At 69.4% G+C, this 16,464-nt stretch carries 17 protein-coding genes, 3 tRNA genes and 1 pseudogene; 11 read left to right on the top strand and 10 right to left on the bottom strand.

All coding sequences use genetic code 11. The features are described from left to right. Positions 1 to 3 precede the first annotated feature (3 nt). The 3 genes from IEY89_RS31030 to IEY89_RS31040 are packed head-to-tail and all read right to left on the bottom strand — an operon-like array spanning position 4 to position 1,288. On the bottom strand, positions 4 to 180 hold the full coding sequence (locus tag IEY89_RS31030) for a DUF397 domain-containing protein (RefSeq protein ID WP_189150843.1): 177 nt from the start codon (positions 178 to 180) through the stop codon (positions 4 to 6). Next, positions 177 to 395, bottom strand: coding sequence for a DUF397 domain-containing protein (locus tag IEY89_RS31035; RefSeq protein WP_189150844.1), 219 nt, complete (start codon positions 393 to 395; stop codon positions 177 to 179). The genes IEY89_RS31030 and IEY89_RS31035 overlap by 4 nt, the downstream gene beginning before the upstream one ends. Then, on the bottom strand, positions 392 to 1,288 hold the full coding sequence (locus tag IEY89_RS31040; RefSeq protein WP_189150845.1) for a helix-turn-helix domain-containing protein: 897 nt from the start codon (positions 1,286 to 1,288) through the stop codon (positions 392 to 394). Before IEY89_RS31040 ends, IEY89_RS31035 begins: the two co-directional genes overlap by 4 nt. 212 nt (positions 1,289 to 1,500) lie before the next feature. On the opposite strand from IEY89_RS31040, the gene IEY89_RS31045 reads away from it, so the two are divergent. The 3 genes from IEY89_RS31045 to IEY89_RS31055 are packed head-to-tail and all read left to right on the top strand — an operon-like array spanning position 1,501 to position 2,566. Further along, positions 1,501 to 1,734 carry a hypothetical protein gene (locus IEY89_RS31045; protein ID WP_189150846.1) on the top strand — a complete coding sequence of 78 codons (234 nt, stop codon included), beginning with the start codon at positions 1,501 to 1,503 and terminating at the stop codon, positions 1,732 to 1,734. Continuing rightward, complete coding sequence (locus tag IEY89_RS31050) at positions 1,731 to 1,985, top strand: hypothetical protein (RefSeq protein WP_189150847.1); 255 nt, start codon at positions 1,731 to 1,733, stop codon at positions 1,983 to 1,985. The genes IEY89_RS31045 and IEY89_RS31050 overlap by 4 nt, the downstream gene beginning before the upstream one ends. Further along, positions 1,982 to 2,566, top strand: a complete 585-nt coding sequence (locus IEY89_RS31055; RefSeq protein WP_189150848.1) for a Uma2 family endonuclease — start codon at positions 1,982 to 1,984, stop codon at positions 2,564 to 2,566. Before IEY89_RS31050 ends, IEY89_RS31055 begins: the two co-directional genes overlap by 4 nt. 43 nt (positions 2,567 to 2,609) lie before the next feature. Here the strand turns inward: IEY89_RS31055 and IEY89_RS31060 are convergent, their stop codons facing one another. The 4 genes from IEY89_RS31060 to purS all read right to left on the bottom strand — a co-directional run bounded on the left by IEY89_RS31060 (position 2,610) and on the right by purS (position 6,154). Further along, on the bottom strand, positions 2,610 to 2,855 hold the full coding sequence (locus IEY89_RS31060; RefSeq protein WP_189150849.1) for a hypothetical protein: 246 nt from the start codon (positions 2,853 to 2,855) through the stop codon (positions 2,610 to 2,612). Between the two features lie 103 nt (positions 2,856 to 2,958). Beyond that, positions 2,959 to 5,217: a phosphoribosylformylglycinamidine synthase subunit PurL gene (gene purL / locus IEY89_RS31065; RefSeq protein ID WP_189150850.1), complete on the bottom strand. Its 2,259-nt coding sequence runs from the start codon at positions 5,215 to 5,217 to the stop codon at positions 2,959 to 2,961. Then, complete coding sequence (gene purQ, locus IEY89_RS31070) at positions 5,214 to 5,894, bottom strand: phosphoribosylformylglycinamidine synthase subunit PurQ (RefSeq protein ID WP_189150851.1); 681 nt, start codon at positions 5,892 to 5,894, stop codon at positions 5,214 to 5,216. Before purQ ends, purL begins: the two co-directional genes overlap by 4 nt. Further along, entirely contained in the window at positions 5,891 to 6,154 is a 264-nt protein-coding gene (purS, locus tag IEY89_RS31075; protein WP_006377276.1) for a phosphoribosylformylglycinamidine synthase subunit PurS, read from the bottom strand. The genes purQ and purS overlap by 4 nt, the downstream gene beginning before the upstream one ends. A gap of 371 nt (positions 6,155 to 6,525) precedes the next feature. On the opposite strand from purS, the gene IEY89_RS31080 reads away from it, so the two are divergent. From IEY89_RS31080 to IEY89_RS31115, 8 genes and pseudogenes are all read left to right on the top strand, one after another. Continuing rightward, positions 6,526 to 6,843: a histone-like nucleoid-structuring protein Lsr2 gene (locus tag IEY89_RS31080; RefSeq protein WP_189150852.1), complete on the top strand. Its 318-nt coding sequence runs from the start codon at positions 6,526 to 6,528 to the stop codon at positions 6,841 to 6,843. Positions 6,844 to 6,985: 142 nt separating this feature from the next. Further along, positions 6,986 to 7,057: transfer RNA gene (locus IEY89_RS31085), tRNA-Gly, on the top strand. A gap of 80 nt (positions 7,058 to 7,137) precedes the next feature. Beyond that, positions 7,138 to 7,213: transfer RNA gene (locus tag IEY89_RS31090), tRNA-Gly, on the top strand. A gap of 174 nt (positions 7,214 to 7,387) precedes the next feature. Beyond that, positions 7,388 to 8,374, top strand: a complete 987-nt coding sequence (locus tag IEY89_RS31095) for an ABC transporter ATP-binding protein (protein WP_189150853.1) — start codon at positions 7,388 to 7,390, stop codon at positions 8,372 to 8,374. A gap of 44 nt (positions 8,375 to 8,418) precedes the next feature. Then, entirely contained in the window at positions 8,419 to 9,162 is a 744-nt protein-coding gene (locus IEY89_RS31100; RefSeq protein WP_189150854.1) for an ABC transporter permease, read from the top strand. Positions 9,163 to 9,181: 19 nt separating this feature from the next. Further along, positions 9,182 to 10,423, top strand: a pseudogene (locus IEY89_RS31105) (sensor histidine kinase); the annotation flags it as partial. A 278-nt stretch (positions 10,424 to 10,701) separates the two neighbouring features. Beyond that, complete coding sequence (locus tag IEY89_RS31110; RefSeq protein WP_189150856.1) at positions 10,702 to 11,313, top strand: response regulator transcription factor; 612 nt, start codon at positions 10,702 to 10,704, stop codon at positions 11,311 to 11,313. A 43-nt stretch (positions 11,314 to 11,356) separates the two neighbouring features. Beyond that, positions 11,357 to 11,432, top strand: a tRNA-Gly gene (locus IEY89_RS31115). Between the two features lie 80 nt (positions 11,433 to 11,512). Here the strand turns inward: IEY89_RS31115 and IEY89_RS31120 are convergent. The 3 genes from IEY89_RS31120 to IEY89_RS31130 form a co-directional block, all read right to left on the bottom strand. Continuing rightward, a complete protein-coding gene (locus IEY89_RS31120; RefSeq protein WP_189150857.1) occupies positions 11,513 to 12,424 on the bottom strand; it encodes a phosphoribosylaminoimidazolesuccinocarboxamide synthase in 912 nt (303 codons plus the stop codon). A gap of 95 nt (positions 12,425 to 12,519) precedes the next feature. Further along, positions 12,520 to 14,058 (bottom strand): N,N-dimethylformamidase beta subunit family domain-containing protein, encoded by a 1,539-nt coding sequence (locus IEY89_RS31125; protein WP_189150858.1) that lies wholly within the window; start codon positions 14,056 to 14,058, stop codon positions 12,520 to 12,522. A 270-nt stretch (positions 14,059 to 14,328) separates the two neighbouring features. Next, on the bottom strand, positions 14,329 to 16,155 hold the full coding sequence (locus IEY89_RS31130; RefSeq protein ID WP_229695501.1) for a hypothetical protein: 1,827 nt from the start codon (positions 16,153 to 16,155) through the stop codon (positions 14,329 to 14,331). Between the last annotated feature and the right edge of the window lie 309 nt (positions 16,156 to 16,464).

Below are 16,464 nucleotides of genomic sequence, written 5' to 3' on the forward strand. Positions count from 1 at the left end.
GGATCAGCTCCGTACGTGGTCCAGCAACGCCGCGAAGGCTTCTGGGGGGAGGAGGAGGGCGGGGCCTTGGGGGAACTTTGAGTCGCGGAGGGCGACATGGGCTGAGGCGAGGGTGGCTATCTCGACGCAGCTGCCACCCGCGTCGCTGCTGTACGAGGACTTGAACCAGCGTTCGTTCATCGCCCTGATTCCTTCACGTACTCGGTGAGAGCAGTGAAGGCAGTCGGAGACAGCAACAGGGCGGGCCCTGTAGGGATCTTGGAGTCGCGGACGGCGATGTTGACCGAGGCGACGGTGGCCACTTCGACGCAACTGCCGCCCTGGTCGTCGCTGTACGACGACTTGAACCAGGCGGCTTCTGGAGCCAGTTCGAGGGCTCTGGAGTGGGTACTCATGGATGCTTCAACTCTCGTGCTAGTCGTTCCAGGAATCGCGGTGTTTCCCGAGGCCCGGGCGCCCCGGCCCGCATGGCGTCGAATCGGCGCGCGTGCCGCCAGATCTCCGTGTCCTTGTCGGTGACGCTCACCCCGTCGTGTGTGTCCACGCTGACCAGAGTGGGCAGCGGCGGCATGAACTCCATGAGGATGAAGTTCTCCGTGGCGCGGTAGACGGGCTCGGCAAACGGCAGGATCTGCACGGTCACGTGCTCCAGCTTCGTCAGCTCGATCAGGTGCTCGTACTGCTCACGCATCACCTCCGGACCTCCGTAGACGCGGCGGACGGCAGCCTCGTCGAGGATCGCGTGGACTTCGACAGGGCCGTCGCTGCGGGTGATGGCTTCCTTGCGCCGCACTCGGATCTCGACGTTCCGCTCGACGAACTCGGTGTTCCGCTCGTCTACAGGCTTGGCGGTCTCGAACATGGCCCGCGCGTACCCCGGGGTCTGGAACAGCCCGAACATCACGCTCGGCTGGTAGATCCGAAGGACCTTGGCATCGCCTTCCAGTCCCACGCTCATGCTGAATCCCGACGGCATGAAGGTGCGGTACGGCGACCACCAGCCCCGGTTCAGCGAGTTCTTGTGGATGTCGAGCAGGAACTCCACGTCGTCCGGGTCGCCGACCCCGTACCGGTCCAGCAGTTCCTTGAGGTCCTGAACCTTGGGAAGGCTGGTCAGCCCCTTCTCCACACGATGCAGCGTCGACTCGGAAACGCTGGTTCCCCTGACCGCCTGGACCCTGGTCATCCCCTTGCCCGTGCCATCGTCCCGCTCCGCCTGCTCGCGCAACCGCCTTAGCTCCTGGCCGAGTTGCATCCGCCGAATCGTCGGCCCCGTCTTCGCTGCCATCGTGTCCGTTCCTTTCGCGGCCAAGCAGGTCAACCGTACGTCGATGCCTGCCAGTTGGCTCCCCGTGCCCGGCAGATCACTGCCCGTGCCCTGAGTGTGACAGCACCAGCCCACCACTCGCAGACACTTCCTCACTTTCAGGCATATACCACTTCGTGTGGGATTCCCTCGTTCGATTGCGCAGCCGTCCGCGCGGAGGGACCGTGATTCCCATGACCACTCCTCCAGCCAACGCCCCCTTCCTCGTCGGCGACCGCGTCCGCGGCACCACCTACGTCCCGCCCGACCTCCGTAAACGCGAGGCACCCGAACGCTTCGAGGGAGTCGTAGTACAAGTGGGGTCCGGTTACCCCAAGGTCGACGCCGAGGGTGACTTCCTCTGGGTGCGGCTCGCCGACTGCACCGAGCGTCAGTCACTCGTGGCCGACACGGAGCCGAGCCCGTGACCGGCATCGAGGTGGACCCCCGCTGCGACATCTGCAAGGTCGGCCGCGCCCCGTTCCTCCGCTACGGCACCCTCGAGAACACCGGCCGCATGTGCTCGGAGTGCCTGCACCGCACCCGCCTGTGCGCCATCTGCCAACAGCCCACCAGCACCCCGCTGGTCGCCCTGCCCACGGTGGACCAGGGCACGGGGCCGGGCCGGACCTCGTACGCATGTCTGGACTGCACGGACCGCAGGGTCGTGGGAACGTGACCGCCATGGCTGAGCACACGCCCGAGATGTCGGTGGCGGAGTTCGAGACGATCGCCTCCGCCGCCCCCGAGACCGTGACGTTGGAGTTCCTCGGCGGACGCATCGGCGTCAAGAGAACGCCGGACGGGGACCGCAGCACCATCCTCACCTGGCTTGCCCGGCACTGTATGCAGTCCAGACCCGACCTGGACCTATACCAGGGCAAAGGGCTCCGCGTGGAGTCCTACCGGGAGGGCCGGGCGAAGCCCGATGCGGTACTTGCACCCGAGGCCCACTTCGCGGGACACGGCGAGTGGGCCGACCCGGACGGGGCTCTGATGGTCGTCGAGGTCACCTCGTACGACTCGGACACCGGCCGACGGGACCGGCACGAGAAGCCGGCCGCGTACGGTCAGTCCGGCATCCCCCTGTACCTCCTGATCGACCGGGACGCCTGCACCGTCACCGTGCACAGCTCCCCGGACCGGAAGGTCGGCGGCTACCGCGACATCCGCACGGCGAAGTTCGGCGAGAAGGTGCTCCTCCCCGACCCGGTCGGCATCGAACTCGACACGGAGATCCTCAAGAACTACGTGCGGTAAGCCGTAGGCGTGCGCAGCCCGCGTCACGCCAACTGCCCGCTCGTCACCGGGACTTCATGACATGCCCCAGAACGACCACGCCGAAGGCAACAGCGAGCAGTGATGGTGACCGGGCGTACCCGCTGACCACCACCAGAATGGCGCCCGCTCCCCAGAGCCTCGGCTGCCTCACCAGCCGCGGGAGCCGCTTGCCCGGCATTCGGCCGAGTAGCAGGGCGTGCAGCCCGACGACAACCCAGGCAGAGGCGAGCACGAACAGCAACAATGCCAGCACGCCGAACCCGAACATCCCAACCCCATACGCCCCCACTCCCTCCAAACGAAGAGGTCCCGCCCGAACCCGGACGGGACCTCAACCTCGTACAGCCGAAGGCGACTTGGGAACTGGACGACTACGCCAGCAGCGCTGGCATCGTCGCCTCGTGGGCCTCGCGCAGTTCGGCCAGCGTCAGGGTGAACTCGCCCTGGAGCTCGATGGAGTCGCCGTCGACGACGCCGATCCGCGTCACCGGCAGCCCCCGCGCCCCGCACATGTCGTTGAAGCGCAGCTCCTCCGAGCGCGGAACCGCGACCACCGCGCGGCCCGCCGACTCCGAGAACAGGAGGGTGAAGGCGTCGAGCCCGTCCGGTACGACCAGACGCGCGCCCTTCCCGCCCTGGAGCGCCGACTCGACGACCGCCTGGATCAGACCGCCGTCCGACAGGTCGTGCGCGGAGTCGATCATGCCGTCACGCGACGCGGAGATCAGGATCTCGGCCAGGAGCCGCTCCCGCTCCAGGTCGACCTTGGGCGGCAGGCCACCCAGGTGGTCGTGCACGACCTGCGACCACGCCGAGCCGCCGAACTCCTCGCGGGTGTCCCCGAGGAGGTACAGCAGCTGCCCCTCCTCCTGGAACGCGACCGGCGTCCGCCGCGCCACGTCGTCGATGACGCCCAGGACCGCCACGACCGGCGTGGGGTGAATGGCCACCTCACCCGTCTGGTTGTAGAGGGAGACGTTGCCGCCGGTCACCGGGGTGCCCAACTGCTGGCAGGCGTCCGCGAGTCCACGTACCGCCTCCGCGAACTGCCACATCACCGCCGGGTCTTCGGGCGAACCGAAGTTCAGACAGTCGGAGACGGCGAGGGGCTTCGCACCCGTCGTCGCCACGTTCCGGTAGGCCTCCGACAGCGCCAACTGCGCGCCCGCGTACGGGTCCAGCTTGGCGAAGCGGCCGTTGCCGTCCGTCGCGATGGCGACGCCGAGGCCGGTCGTCTCGTCGATGCGGATCATCCCGGAGTCCTCGGGCTGCGCCAACACCGTGTTGCCCTGCACGAAGTGGTCGTACTGGGAGGTGATCCAGGACTTGGAGGCCTGGTTGGGGGATGAGACGAGCTGAACGACCTGGGCCTTCAGCTCCTCCGAAGTCCCGGGCCGCGCAAGCTTGTTGGCGTCGTCCGCCTGGAGGGCGTCCTGCCAGTCCGGGCGGGCGTACGGGCGCTCGTAGACCGGGCCGTCGTGCGCGACCGTGCGCGGGTCGACGTCGACGATCTTGCCGCCGTGCCAGAAGATCTCCAGGCGGTCGCCGTCGGTGACCTCACCGATCACCGTGGCGATGACGTCCCACTTGTCGCAGATAGCGAGGAACCGGTCGACCTTCTCCGGCTCGACCACCGCGCACATGCGTTCCTGCGACTCGCTCATGAGGATTTCCTCGGGCGAGAGCGTCGAGTCACGGAGGGGTACGTCGTCGAGGGTGACGCGCATGCCGCCTGAGCCGTTGGACGCCAGCTCGGACGTGGCACACGACAAGCCCGCCGCGCCCAGGTCCTGGATGCCGACGACCAGCTTCTCCTTGAACGCCTCCAGAGTGCACTCGATGAGCAGCTTCTCCTGGAAGGGGTCACCCACCTGCACGGCGGGGCGCTTGGAGGGCTTCGCGTCGTCGAAGGTCTCGGACGCCAGGATCGACGCGCCGCCGATGCCGTCACCGCCCGTACGAGCCCCGTACAGGATCACCTTGTTGCCCGTGCCCGACGCCTTCGCCAGGTGGATGTCCTCGTGCCGCATCACACCGATCGCACCGGCGTTGACCAGCGGGTTCCCCTGGTAGCAGGCGTCGAAGACGACCTCGCCGCCGATGTTCGGCAGGCCCAGGCAGTTGCCGTAGCCGCCGATGCCCGCGACGACGCCCGGGAGGACGCGCTTGGTGTCCGGGTGGTCCGCCGCACCGAAACGGAGCGGGTCCACGACCGCCACCGGGCGGGCGCCCATCGCGATGATGTCGCGGACGATGCCGCCGACGCCCGTGGCCGCGCCCTGGTAGGGCTCGACGTAGGACGGGTGGTTGTGCGACTCGACCTTGAAGGTGACCGCGTAGCCCTGGCCGACGTCGACCACGCCCGCGTTCTCGCCGATGCCCACGAGCAGGGCGTCGGACTGCGGGGCCTTCTCGCCGAACTGGCGGAGGTGGACTTTGGAGGACTTGTAGGAGCAGTGCTCGGACCACATGACCGAGTACATGGCCAGCTCGGCACCGGTCGGACGGCGGCCGAGGATCTCGACGACCTTCTCGTACTCGTCCTTCTTCAGGCCGAGTTCGGCCCAGGGCAGCTCGACGTCGGGGGTCTCGGCCGCGTGCTCGACCGTGTCCAGAGGCGTCCGGCTCATGCGTTGACCAGCTTCTTGAGGATCGAGGTGAAGAAGGGGAGGCCGTCGGTACGGCCGCTGCCGACCAGCGGCTCCACGGCGTGCTCGGGGTGCGGCATGAGGCCCACGACGTTCCCGGCGGCGTTGCTGATGCCGGCGATGTCGCGCAGCGAGCCGTTGGGGTTGAAGTCCCGGTACCGGAACACGACCCGGCCCTCGGCCTCCAGCTCGTCGAGCGTGTGCTCGTCGGCGACGTAGCGGCCGTCCATGTTCTTCAGCGGGATGTGGATCTCCTGGCCGGCGTCGTAGTCGACGGTCCAGGCCGTGTCCGCGTTCTCCACCCGCAGCTTCTGGTCGCGGCAGATGAAGTGCAGGTGGTTGTTGCCGAGCATCGCGCCCGGGAGCAGGTGCGCCTCGGTGAGAATCTGGAAGCCGTTGCAGATGCCGAGGACCGGCATGCCCGACTTCGCCTGCTCGATGACCGACTCCATCACCGGCGAGAAACGCGAGATGGCACCCGCGCGCAGATAGTCGCCGTACGAGAATCCGCCGGGCAGAACCACCGCGTCGACCTGCTTCAGGTCCTTGTCCTTGTGCCAGAGGGCTACCGGCTCGGCACCCGCGAGGCGGATCGCGCGCTGGGTGTCCCGGTCGTCCAGGGAACCCGGAAAGGTGACGACTCCAATACGAGCAGTCACTTCTCTTCCCCCACCATCTCCTCCACCTTCACGGTGAAGTCCTCGATCACGGTGTTGGCGAGGAAGGATTCCGCAAGATCATGGATGCGGGCGAGCGCGGCGTCGTCCACCGGTCCGTCAACTTCCAGTTCGAATCGCTTTCCCTGACGTACGTCGGAGACACCCTCGAAACCGAGGCGCGGCAGTGCACGCTGCACCGCCTGGCCCTGGGGGTCGAGGATCTCCGGCTTGAGCATGACGTCGACTACGACGCGTGCCACTGGCACTCCCGGTGTTGTGGTGCTGAGCAGGTTCCTACAGGTGACTTCAGACTACCCGTACAAAATTTCTACGCGGGTAGATTCGTAGGAATCTACGGAAACCCGGGAGGGCGGCATCACGATCCGGTATCGGAGCGGTGCCATCCCGAAAAATTCTGGGAAAGATCCGTGTTCGCACCCAGGATGTCTATTGCGGGGGAGACACGCGGACAGATTTAGTCGGTCTTCCCATTGCAATGCCGGGCACTGTACAAAGGAAAAGGCATTAGCCGATACTTTGCCCAATAACAGTCGGACAACCGAGATCTCCCGACACCTCCCGACGTCTTCGCACGTCGCGGCCAAGGTGTCGCACGAAGGGACCGATATTCGTGGCTCAGCGTGTCGTGGTCACACTCTCAGACGACATCGACGGCTCGGAAGCGGCGGAAACCATCGCCTTCGGACTCGACGGCAAGTCGTACGAGATCGACCTGAATCAAACCAATGCCAAGAAACTGCGTAAGGCCCTGGAGCCGTACGTGGAGGCCGGCCGCAAGCGGTCGCGCTCCGGCAAGGCGTACAAGCAGACGGAGGTCGCCCCCGACCCCTCGGCTGTCCGGGCCTGGGCCCTCGCCAACAAGTTCGACGTACCGACCCGCGGGCGCATCCCCAAGAAGGTGTACGAGGCCTTCACCGCCGCCCAGTAGCCGCCTCGAAACGGCCGAGCAGCACCCCCGCCGTCCCCCAGGAGCCCCTCGGCGCAACCGACTTGCGTTGCCCCCCTGCCGATCAGCTAGAGTTCGGAGCACGCCGAGGGGCGAGGCCGAAAGGCCCGGCTCACGGAGGCTTGCGGGTGTAGTTCAGTAGTAGAACATCCCCCTTCCAGGGGGAAGGCGCAGTGTGCAATTCCTGTCACCCGCTCTGCATCGCCGGTCTGACCACGTTTGTGGATCAGGTAGGCTGGTGCTCGCGCCAGTCGGTGAAAGCCGACTGGAGGCAATGCGGACGTAGCTCAGTTGGTAGAGCGCAACCTTGCCAAGGTTGAGGTCGCCAGTTCGAACCTGGTCGTCCGCTCCAGATCAAGACCCCGGTCCATTGGACCGGGGTCTTCTTCGTGTTCACCTATCGCGGGTTCGTCTGTCGCGGGTTGATCCGCCACGGGTTGATCTGCCACGGGCGTCTGACATTTGTCATGTGCGGTGATGACACCCCGCACTGCCTTCCTCACCTTCCGGCCGGGATGCTGAAGGCATGGAAACGAACGAACACGAACACGTGATTGAGGTCACTGACCTGCGGCGTGTGTACGGGGGCGGGTTCGAGGCGGTGCGCGGGGTGTCTTTCTCCGTGGGCCGCGGAGAGATTTTCGCCCTGCTGGGCACGAACGGCGCGGGCAAGACGTCGACCGTCGAACTGCTGGAGGGGCTGGCGCCGCCGGCCGGGGGACGCGTGCGGGTGCTGGGCCATGACCCGTACACCGAGCGGGCCGTCGTACGGCCGCGCACCGGCGTGATGCTCCAGGAGGGCGGCTTCCCGTCCGAGCTGACCGTCGGCGAGACCGCGCGGATGTGGGCCGGGTGCACGAGCGGAGCGCGGCCCGAGGCGGAGGCGCTCGCGCTCGTCGGTCTTGAGCGGCGGACCGACGTACGCGTGAAGCAGCTGTCCGGGGGTGAGCGGCGGCGACTCGACCTCGCGCTCGCGCTCCTCGGCAACCCCGAGGTGCTGTTCCTCGACGAGCCGACGACGGGCCTCGACGCCGAAGGGCGCCGGGCCACCTGGGAGTTGGTACGGGAACTGCGCGACGGTGGTACGACCGTGCTGCTCACCACGCACTATCTGGAGGAGGCGGAGGATCTCGCCGACCGGCTCGCCATCCTCCACGAGGGGCGCATCGCCGCCGCCGGTACGCCGGCCGAGGTGACCGCCTCGCAGCCCTCCCGGATCTCCTTCGAGCTGCCCTCCGGATACTTCGTGGGCGATCTGCCGGCGTTCGGCCCGCTCGGCGTCAGCGGGTACGAGGAGGAGGGGCGCGTCGTACGGCTGCGGACCCATGAACTCCAGCGCGCGGCAACGCGGTTGCTCGTCTGGGCCGAGGAGGCCGGGGTCACGTTGCGGGGGCTGGACGTGCGGTCGGCCTCGCTGGAGGAGGCGTTTCTGCGGATCGCCCGGCAGGCGTCCGGCAAGGACGCGTCCGAGGCCGGGAGTTCTTCCGTTGTCGCTGAGGAGCGTGTCGCGTGAGTGCGGTTGTCGGTAGTGGCAGTACGACTACCCCTGCCGGGCGGATGCGCGCCCTGGTTCGGGCCGAGTCGACGTTGTTCCTGCGGAACAAGGGGACGCTCGTCGCGGCCCTGTTCGTGCCACTGGTGCTGCCGTTCAGTGTGCGGTCCGCCATGTCGGACACGGACCTGAAGGAGGCCGGGCTCAACATCGGGACGCTCATCCTGCCCGCCTCGGTCGGCTTCTCGCTGCTCTTCGCCGTGTACGCGGCCCTCGTCGGCGTCTTCGTCGCCCGGCGCGAGGAACTCGTCCTCAAGCGGCTGCGCACCGGTGAGCTGCGTGACATCGAGATACTCACCGGGTCGGCGCTCCCGGCTGCCGTGACATGCCTCGTACAGAGCCTGCTGCTGGCCGTCGGCTGTGCTGTCCTGCTCGATCTCGACGTGCCCCCGGCGCCCCAACTCGCCGTTATCGGACTGCTGTTGGGGGTGGTGATGTGTGTGGCGCTGGCCGCGCTCACCGCCAGCTTCAGCCGGACCACCGAGAGCGCGCAGGTCACCTCACTGCCGCTGATGCTCGTCTCGTTCCTCGGCTCCGGGATCACCGTCCCGCTGGAGGTGCTGCCCGACCGGCTCGCCACCTTCTGCGAACTCCTCCCGCTGACGCCCGTGATCACCCTCGTACGCGGCGCCTGGACCGGTGACCTGTCGGGGTACGAGGCCCTGGGCGCCGTACTGACCGGCCTGGCCTGGACCGCCCTGTCGGTGTTTGCTGTACGCCGGTGGTTCCGCTGGGAACCGCGGCGGTAGGGGACGGGGGATCGGGAAAATGCGCAGGCCGGGGAGCTGGTGGGGGCGCAAGAGCACGCCGGAGAAGGTGGAGACTTACACGCGCTGGACCTTTCATGTGATCGCCTTCGTCGAGGTCACCGCGATCGGGCTGCCCGTGCTGGGGCTGGGGGAGATGCGGTTCGTGCTCTGGCTGTCCCTGGTGGTGGGAGTGCACGCCGCGCTCTGTGCGGTGACCGCGTCCCGGGCGCTGGACTGGATCCGCGGGACCCGGGAGCAGCCCGTACGGCTGTTGGTCGCACTCGGTGCTGTCACCGTGCTGATCGGTGTCGGCGCCCTGGTCCTGGTCAAGCACGGGCCGGGCGGCGACGACATGGAGACCGGTGCGGGCTCGCTGTTCGTGGGGGTGCTGACCTTCGGCGCGGGCAGTCTCACCCTCGGGGTGCGCAGTCGGATACGGATGCTGGCGCTGGTGACCGGCCTGGCCGTGGGCTCGACCGTCGCGGCCTACCTGCTGGGTTTCTCGGGAGGCGAGGCGGTCGGCACGGGCTTCGCGATACTGCTCAGCGCCGGGTTCATCACGTTCACCTGCGCCCTCTCCGTCTGGCTGCTCAAGGTCGTGTACGAACTCGACGAGGCCCGGGAGACCAAAACCCGGCTCGCCGTCGCCGAGGAACGGCTGCGGTTCGGGCGTGATCTGCACGACGTGATGGGGCGGAACCTGGCGGTGATCGCCCTCAAGAGCGAACTGGCCGTGCAGCTCTCACGGCGCGAACGGCCCGAGGCCGTCGACCAGATGATCGAGGTGCAGCGGATCGCGCGCGAGTCGCAGCGGGAGGTACGGGATGTCGTACGGGGATACCGCGAGGCCGACCTCGGCGCGGAACTCCTCGGCGCGCAAGGGGTGTTGACCGCTGCGGGGATCTCCTGCGAAGTGACCGGGGAAGCCGTCGGGCTGCCGGGTGAGGTGCAGTCGGCGCTCGGGTGGGTGGTCCGGGAGGCGACGACCAACGTGCTGCGGCACGGGGATGCCGGGTGGTGCGGGGTGCGGGTTCGGGTCGATGACGGGCTGGTGGTGCTGACCGTGGAGAACGACGGGGTCCGGCAGCAGGCCGGTGAGGGCTCGGGGACGGGGTCCGGGCTCGTCGGGCTGCGGGAGCGGCTGTCGGCCGTCGACGGGCGGCTGGAGGCGGGGGTCGTGGGCGAGCGTGCGGAGCGGTTCCGGGTGGTCGCCACCGTGCCGTTGCCTGCGGGGTCGGGATCACGTTCGGGATCGGGGTCGCGTTCGGGGTCGAGGTCAGGGGCGAGTTCGGGGTCGGGGTCGGCGTCTCGTGCCGGGTCGGAGTCAGGGGCAGGTGCGGGGGCGAGTTCAGGGTCGGAGTCAGGGGCAGGTGCGGGGGCGAGTTCGGGGTCTCGCGCGGGTTCGGCGTCGAAGTCAGGAGCGAGTTCGGGGCCGGGGTCGGCGTCTCGTGCCGGGTCGGAGTCAGGGGCAGGTGCGGGGGCGGGTTCGGGGTCGGGGTCCGCGTCTCGTGCGGGGTTCGTGGTGAACGAGGTCACCTCATGAGCGGGGTGCGGCTGCTGCTCGCCGACGACGAGCACCTCATCCGGGGGGCGCTTGCCGCGCTGCTCGCCCTGGAGGACGATCTCGTTGTCGTCGCCGAGGCCGCCACCGGGCCCGAGGCGCTGGCCATGGCCCGGGCGCACCGGCCCGACGTCGCGGTGCTCGACCTTGAGATGCCGGGCGCGGACGGTGTGAAGGTCGCCACATCGCTGCGGGCCGAACTGCCGGAGTGCCGGGTGCTGATCGTGACCAGCCACGGCCGGCCCGGGCATCTGAAGCGGGCGCTTGAGGCAGGTGTGCGAGGGTTCGTCCCCAAGACGGTCAGCGCACAGCGGCTCGCCGAGATCATCCGTACCGTGCACGCCGGAAACCGTTACGTCGACCCCGAGTTGGCCGCCGACGCGATCTCCGCCGGGGACTCGCCGCTGACCCCGCGCGAGGCCGAGGTGCTCGAACTCGCCGCCGACGGTGCACCGGTCGCGGAGATCGCGGAACGGGCCGCGCTGTCGCAGGGGACCGTGCGCAACTATCTGTCGTCGGCCGTCTCGAAACTGGGGGCGGAGAACCGGCATGCGGCAGTGCGGCTCGCACGGCTTCGGGGTTGGGTATAGTTGCTCTCGCGCCACGGCACGTACAACACGTACGGGACGCGATGCGGACGTAGCTCAGTTGGTAGAGCGCAACCTTGCCAAGGTTGAGGTCGCCAGTTCGAACCTGGTCGTCCGCTCCAGATCAAGACCCCGGTCCATTGGACCGGGGTCTTCTTCGTTTGCTGTTTCGTGTGCTGTCCTGTGCCGCGCCGGGCGTCGGCTACGCCCAGCTCAGGCTCGTCAGGCGCTCGTACGCCTCGATGTACTTGGCGCGGGTCGCATCGGTGACGTGCTGCGGGAGCGGCGGCGGGGGCTGCTCGTCGGCGCGGACCCAGCCGGACTCCGGGGACGTGAGCCAGTCCCGTACGAACTGCTTGTCGAACGAGGGCTGCGCGTGGCCCGGCTCCCACCGGTCGGCCGGCCAGAAGCGGGACGAGTCCGGGGTGAGGACCTCGTCGGCGAGGATGAGCGTCTCGCCGTCCTCGCTGCTCTCGTACCCGAACTCGAACTTCGTGTCCGCGAGGATGATGCCCCGGGCGCGGGCGATGTCCCGGGCGCGGGAGTAGACGGCGAGGGTCGCCTGGCGGAGCTGGGCGGCGGACTCGGCGCCGACCTGGCGGGCGACCTCCTCGTACGACACGTTCTCGTCGTGCTCGCCGACCGCGGCCTTCGTGGCCGGGGTGAAGATCGGGGCGGGGAGCTCGGAGCCGTCGGTGAGCCCTTCGGGGAGGGCCAGGCCGCAGACCGTACGGGAGGCGTTGTACTCGGTGAGGCCGGAGCCGGTGAGGTAGCCGCGGGCCACGCACTCCACCGGCATCATGCGCAGGGACTTGCAGATCAGGGTGCGGCCCGCCCAGTCGGCGGGGGCGCCCGGCGGCAGTTCGGTGCTCAGGACGTGGTTGGGGGCCAGGTCGGCGAGCTGGTCGAACCACCAGAGCGAGAGCTGGGTGAGGACGCGGCCCTTGTCGGGGATCTCCGTCCGCAGCACCCAGTCGAAGGCGGAGATGCGGTCGCTGGCGACCATCACGAGGTCGCCCGCCTCGTTCTGGTACAGGTCGCGCACCTTGCCGGTGTGCAGATGCACCAGACCCGGAACCTGGAGCGGCTCGGGCTTTTCTACGAATCCGGACACGGTTCCTCCCCGTGGTGATGTCCAAGTGGCTCGATTCTCCCGTATGCGGACCACTCGTTGTCGCCGGGGCGGGAGGAAGCGTCTCGGTGAGGGGATCAGTCCCGTTTGCAGATGCGATCCAGGAGGTTCGCGGTGGCCCGCTGGACCCGGGCATCCACGTGACCGGGGCGGTCCAGGGACGGCGACCACGCGAACGTACCGGACGCGAAGACCAGAGCCCCGGAGGGGGACCGGTAGAGGGAGGTCTCCTGGTGGCGGAGGGCGCCTTCGCTGTCGGCGTACGGGGAGTGGGCGAGGAGGATGCGGTCGTCGTGCTCGGGGAGCTGGGTGCGCGGGAAGTAGCGGTCGGCCTCACCGGCCACCATGCCGTCGATCTCGTCACCGTCGTGGGCGCCGGTCGCCTCCCAGATCCAGTGGTCGGCGTTGCGGACGACCAGGGGGGTGGGCTCGGGGACCCGGCCCGCGTACTGGATGCCGATCAACTGCTGCTCGGGGCGGTCGACTTCGCGCCACAGGGCCGGTTTTCCCGGGCCGCGGCGCTTTCGGCAGGTGAGGAGGCGGTCGGGGACGCCGGACGGGGACGGGGCCAGCTCGACCTGCCAGTACATGGTGTTGGCGGAGAGGAAGACGAGGGACGTGCCGCTCTCCCGGGCGAGCTCGGTGGTGCGACGCATCGCCGTGGACCAGTACTCGTCGTGGCCCGGGAAGACCAGGCCCCGGTAGCGGGTGGGGTCGACGCGGCCGGCGTGCAGGTCGCGGGCGTCGGCGTAGGCGAGGTCGTAGCCGTAGCGCTCGGCGAAGCGGATGAAGTCGTAGGCGTGGCCCACGTGGAGGGGGAGCCCTGCCCCGGCGTACGGGCGGTCGAAGGAGACGGTGGTCGCGGCGTCGGACTCGCCGAGGAGCCGGCCCTGCTCGTCCCACGCGTGATAGAGGCTGGCACCGGTACGGCCGTCCTCCGGGTAGAGGTTGTACGCCTGCCAGGTGATGTCCGGCAGGAGGAGCAGCAGGTCCGCCGGGTGGTTGTCGCGGACGGTGAAGGGGATGTGGGAGCGGTAGCCGTCGGCGGTGGTGAGGACGGCGACGTACGCCCCCACGTTCCAGTACGACGGGATCTGCAGGCGCCAGGAGAGCCACCAGTGGTGGCAGGAGACGGTGCGGTCGGCGGTGAGCGGTGGGGGCTGGACGATGCCGGAGAGGCGGGGGCTGGTGGTGATCTTCGCCGCGCCGTCACCGCCGTAGTGGCCGATGCGATAGATGTCCACGGCGAACTCCTGCGGCGGGTCGACCGTGATGTGGAAGTCGACGGCCTCGCCGGGGGAGGCGGGACCGGTGGAGACGAACCCCTTGATCTGCCGGTGCACGTCGTCGGCGGCGCGGGGGCCGCCGGTGGCGGGGCGGGAGGTGCGGGAGGTGCGGGGGGCGGGGATTCTGGAGTCCCTCTGGCGTGTGGTGGAGGTGGAGGCGGCGGTGGGGGGCGGGTCTAAGGGGTCCACGTACCAGGGGACCACGTGGCCGGTGTCGTCGAAGTAGGTCTCGCTGCCTCGGAGCCAGGGGACGGGGCCCAGACCGAAGGGGTCCGTGACGGCGTGCGCGAGTGCTCCCGACTCCCAGCGGCGGATCGGCTGCGGTCCCATGACGGCGTCCTTCCCTGGCTCCCCCGGCAGCTGTCTTATGTCCCGTGCGATTGCCATGTGCGCGATCGGTCCCAGCACATCACATTACGCACGCGCTCCGTCACCATTCGTCGCGAATTGAGCAGAAGCGGAAGAGGGGGTTCCGGCTGGTTTTTCACCCCCGCCGCCCCTGCCCGTCCCCCATCCTGAACCTGGGGACTGCGCCCCCAGACCCCCGCTTCGGCCTGAACGGCCTCGTCCTCAAACGCCGGACGGGCTGGAGGGTGCCTGTCACACCAGGCGTACGGGTTTCTCCGGGCGGACACCTGTCGTGCGGAGCCATGCGTCCAGGGGGGCGGGGTCGCCCGTTTCTATGAGGGTCAGGACCTTGGGGCCCAGGTCGGCCGCCCGTTCGCCGTTCAGGAGGAGCGAGGGGCCGTCGAGCCAGTCCAGGCCGGGCATCGCGCCCGCCGTGTCCATCGCCGCGCAGCACACCATCGCGGTGACGTGATCGGCGAGCAGTTCGCGGCCCGTGCGCGGAGGCTGCAACGGGAACAGGGGCAGCGAGCCCTCGTCCCAGAGCGCCGTGTCCGGGCCCTGGCCGGTCAGCCCTGCCGGGGCCTGCTGTCCACCCACCGGCGCCGCCGCCTCCTCGCGGGCGACCTCCGCGCTGAGCCCGGCGGCGAGAGCCTCACCACGCTCGCTTCCCACGCGCTCGTCGTCTCCGTCCCCGTCTTCGTACTCGTCGTTCGCTGTCTCCTCCGCTGTCCCCGCCGTCGTCTCTGTCTCCGCATCCGTTACGGAGGGCTGGGGCGTCGTCAGGTGGTTCATCACGCGGGACAGGGTGGGGGCGTCGGGGTCCTGGGGTGCGGCTGCGGGGGTGCGGTGGACTCCGCTGGCGTCCAGGGCGTCCAGGACCCGGTGGAGGCGTGCAGCGTCCATACGCCACTTACGGTCGACCACTTCCTCCGGGTACTCCTGCCAGTCCACCGGCGCCCAGTCCGGGCCGGTCTCGGCGGGGCCCCCGTGGAAGAGGCGGGCGGCCAGCAGTGAGGCCGCCTCGTCGACCAGGCCTGGCTCTTCGAGGAGGTCACAGGCCGGGCGTTCGCCCAGACGTGTCGTGAAGCCCTCGGCCAGCCGGTCCCGGCGGGACAGTTCCGTGAGCGCCGCGACCACTCCCGCGTCCAGCCGCGCCGGCCAGCGGCCCATCCGCCAGGCGGGGAGCGCGACCCGGGTCAGCAGCCGGTCCCAGCCCGCGTACGCCAGGCCGACCTGCTCCTGGGCGACGATCCGCAGCCCGTAATCCACAGCCTGTGCACGCTCGGCGGCAGCCGCCGCGACCCCGCGCTCCATCTCGGCCGCGTGCACCCGGCAGCTGCGCAGCAGCAGCCTCGCCACCCAGCCGACACCCGCGAGCGGCACCCGGGACACCGGGTCACGCCGCTGGGCCGAGGCCACGGCCACCGCCGCGTCCAGGCCCCGTACGAAGCGCCGAGCGGCAGCGATGTCCGGGTGCGCCGACGGTCCCGTACCCGCGACGACCGGGGCGAGGACCGCGCGCAGCTCGCCGACACGCATCCACCACAGGAACGGCGAGCCGATCACCAGCACGGGCGACGCCGTGGCCGCCGCACGCCGGCGCTGTCCCTGGAAGGCGGGGCGCAGACCTCGTACGCCCGATATCTCGTCCCGGCCCTCCGGTGCGGGCGGGGCGTTGGCGGGGTGGGTGCGGTCCTCCAGCCAGCTGTCGCAGTCCGGGGTGAGCGCTATCGCGGAGGGGGCGGGGACGCCCAGGCGGTCGGCCAGGTCACGCACCAGGTGATAGAGGTCCAGCGCCGACTCCTCGGCGATCGGGACCGTGGGGCTCATGGCCGGGCGGGCACGGGCGACGACCAGGGCGACGACGGCCGCGGCAAGCAGGACGACCAGCGCGGCGACGCTCGTGATCCAGCGGGCGAGGTGCCAGCCGCCGCCCACGAGATGGTCGGTGGAGCCGCCGGCCAGCAGCACGACGGCGGCGGCCGCGGGCAGCAGGGCGACGGCCAGGGCCCTGCCGCGGATGCGCAGCACGGCGAGGGCCCGGGAACGCGCGACCTGCGCGCCCGCCTCCACACCCATACCGGTCACGACCGGATGCCACCCCCTACCTTTTCCGCTCTCACCCTGACGTTGCTCACTCCCCCACTGTGGCACCCGGCACTGACATCGCAATGCCGGTGGGCCAAGTGCCGGAACGCTTGCGCCGCACCATAGTTGGGGGCCCGGTCCTCGTCAGCCGGATGGGGGATCGGTCACCCGATGGAATGGCTTTGGGGAGAGGTGGATGACACACAGCGACGACGGCAGGGCGGTTGAGAGGGTCCAGAAGCCTGCGGTCGCGTCCTGAGGACCGCGTCCCGAAGACCGCCACAACGACTCTCGGGCCCC

The organism is Streptomyces lacrimifluminis (genome assembly GCF_014646095.1).
Lineage (GTDB): Bacteria > Actinomycetota > Actinomycetes > Streptomycetales > Streptomycetaceae > Streptomyces > Streptomyces lacrimifluminis.

Bases quoted from the DNA above. Each gene is read 5' to 3' on its own strand.
- IEY89_RS31035 (WP_189150844.1), bottom strand. From the start codon at position 395: ATGAGTACCCACTCCAGAGCCCTCGAACTGGCTCCAGAAGCCGCCTGG.
- IEY89_RS31100 (WP_189150854.1), top strand. From the start codon at position 8,419: ATGCGCGCCCTGGTTCGGGCCGAGTCGACGTTGTTCCTGCGGAACAAG.
- IEY89_RS31110 (WP_189150856.1), top strand. From the start codon at position 10,702: ATGAGCGGGGTGCGGCTGCTGCTCGCCGACGACGAGCACCTCATCCGG.
- purL (WP_189150850.1), bottom strand. From the start codon at position 5,217: ATGAGCCGGACGCCTCTGGACACGGTCGAGCACGCGGCCGAGACCCCC.
- IEY89_RS31040 (WP_189150845.1), bottom strand. From the start codon at position 1,288: ATGGCAGCGAAGACGGGGCCGACGATTCGGCGGATGCAACTCGGCCAG.
- IEY89_RS31125 (WP_189150858.1), bottom strand. From the start codon at position 14,058: ATGGGACCGCAGCCGATCCGCCGCTGGGAGTCGGGAGCACTCGCGCAC.
- IEY89_RS31130 (WP_229695501.1), bottom strand. From the start codon at position 16,155: ATGGGTGTGGAGGCGGGCGCGCAGGTCGCGCGTTCCCGGGCCCTCGCC.
- IEY89_RS31060 (WP_189150849.1), bottom strand. From the start codon at position 2,855: ATGTTCGGGTTCGGCGTGCTGGCATTGTTGCTGTTCGTGCTCGCCTCT.
- IEY89_RS31030 (WP_189150843.1), bottom strand. From the start codon at position 180: ATGAACGAACGCTGGTTCAAGTCCTCGTACAGCAGCGACGCGGGTGGC.
- IEY89_RS31045 (WP_189150846.1), top strand. From the start codon at position 1,501: ATGACCACTCCTCCAGCCAACGCCCCCTTCCTCGTCGGCGACCGCGTC.
- IEY89_RS31095 (WP_189150853.1), top strand. From the start codon at position 7,388: ATGGAAACGAACGAACACGAACACGTGATTGAGGTCACTGACCTGCGG.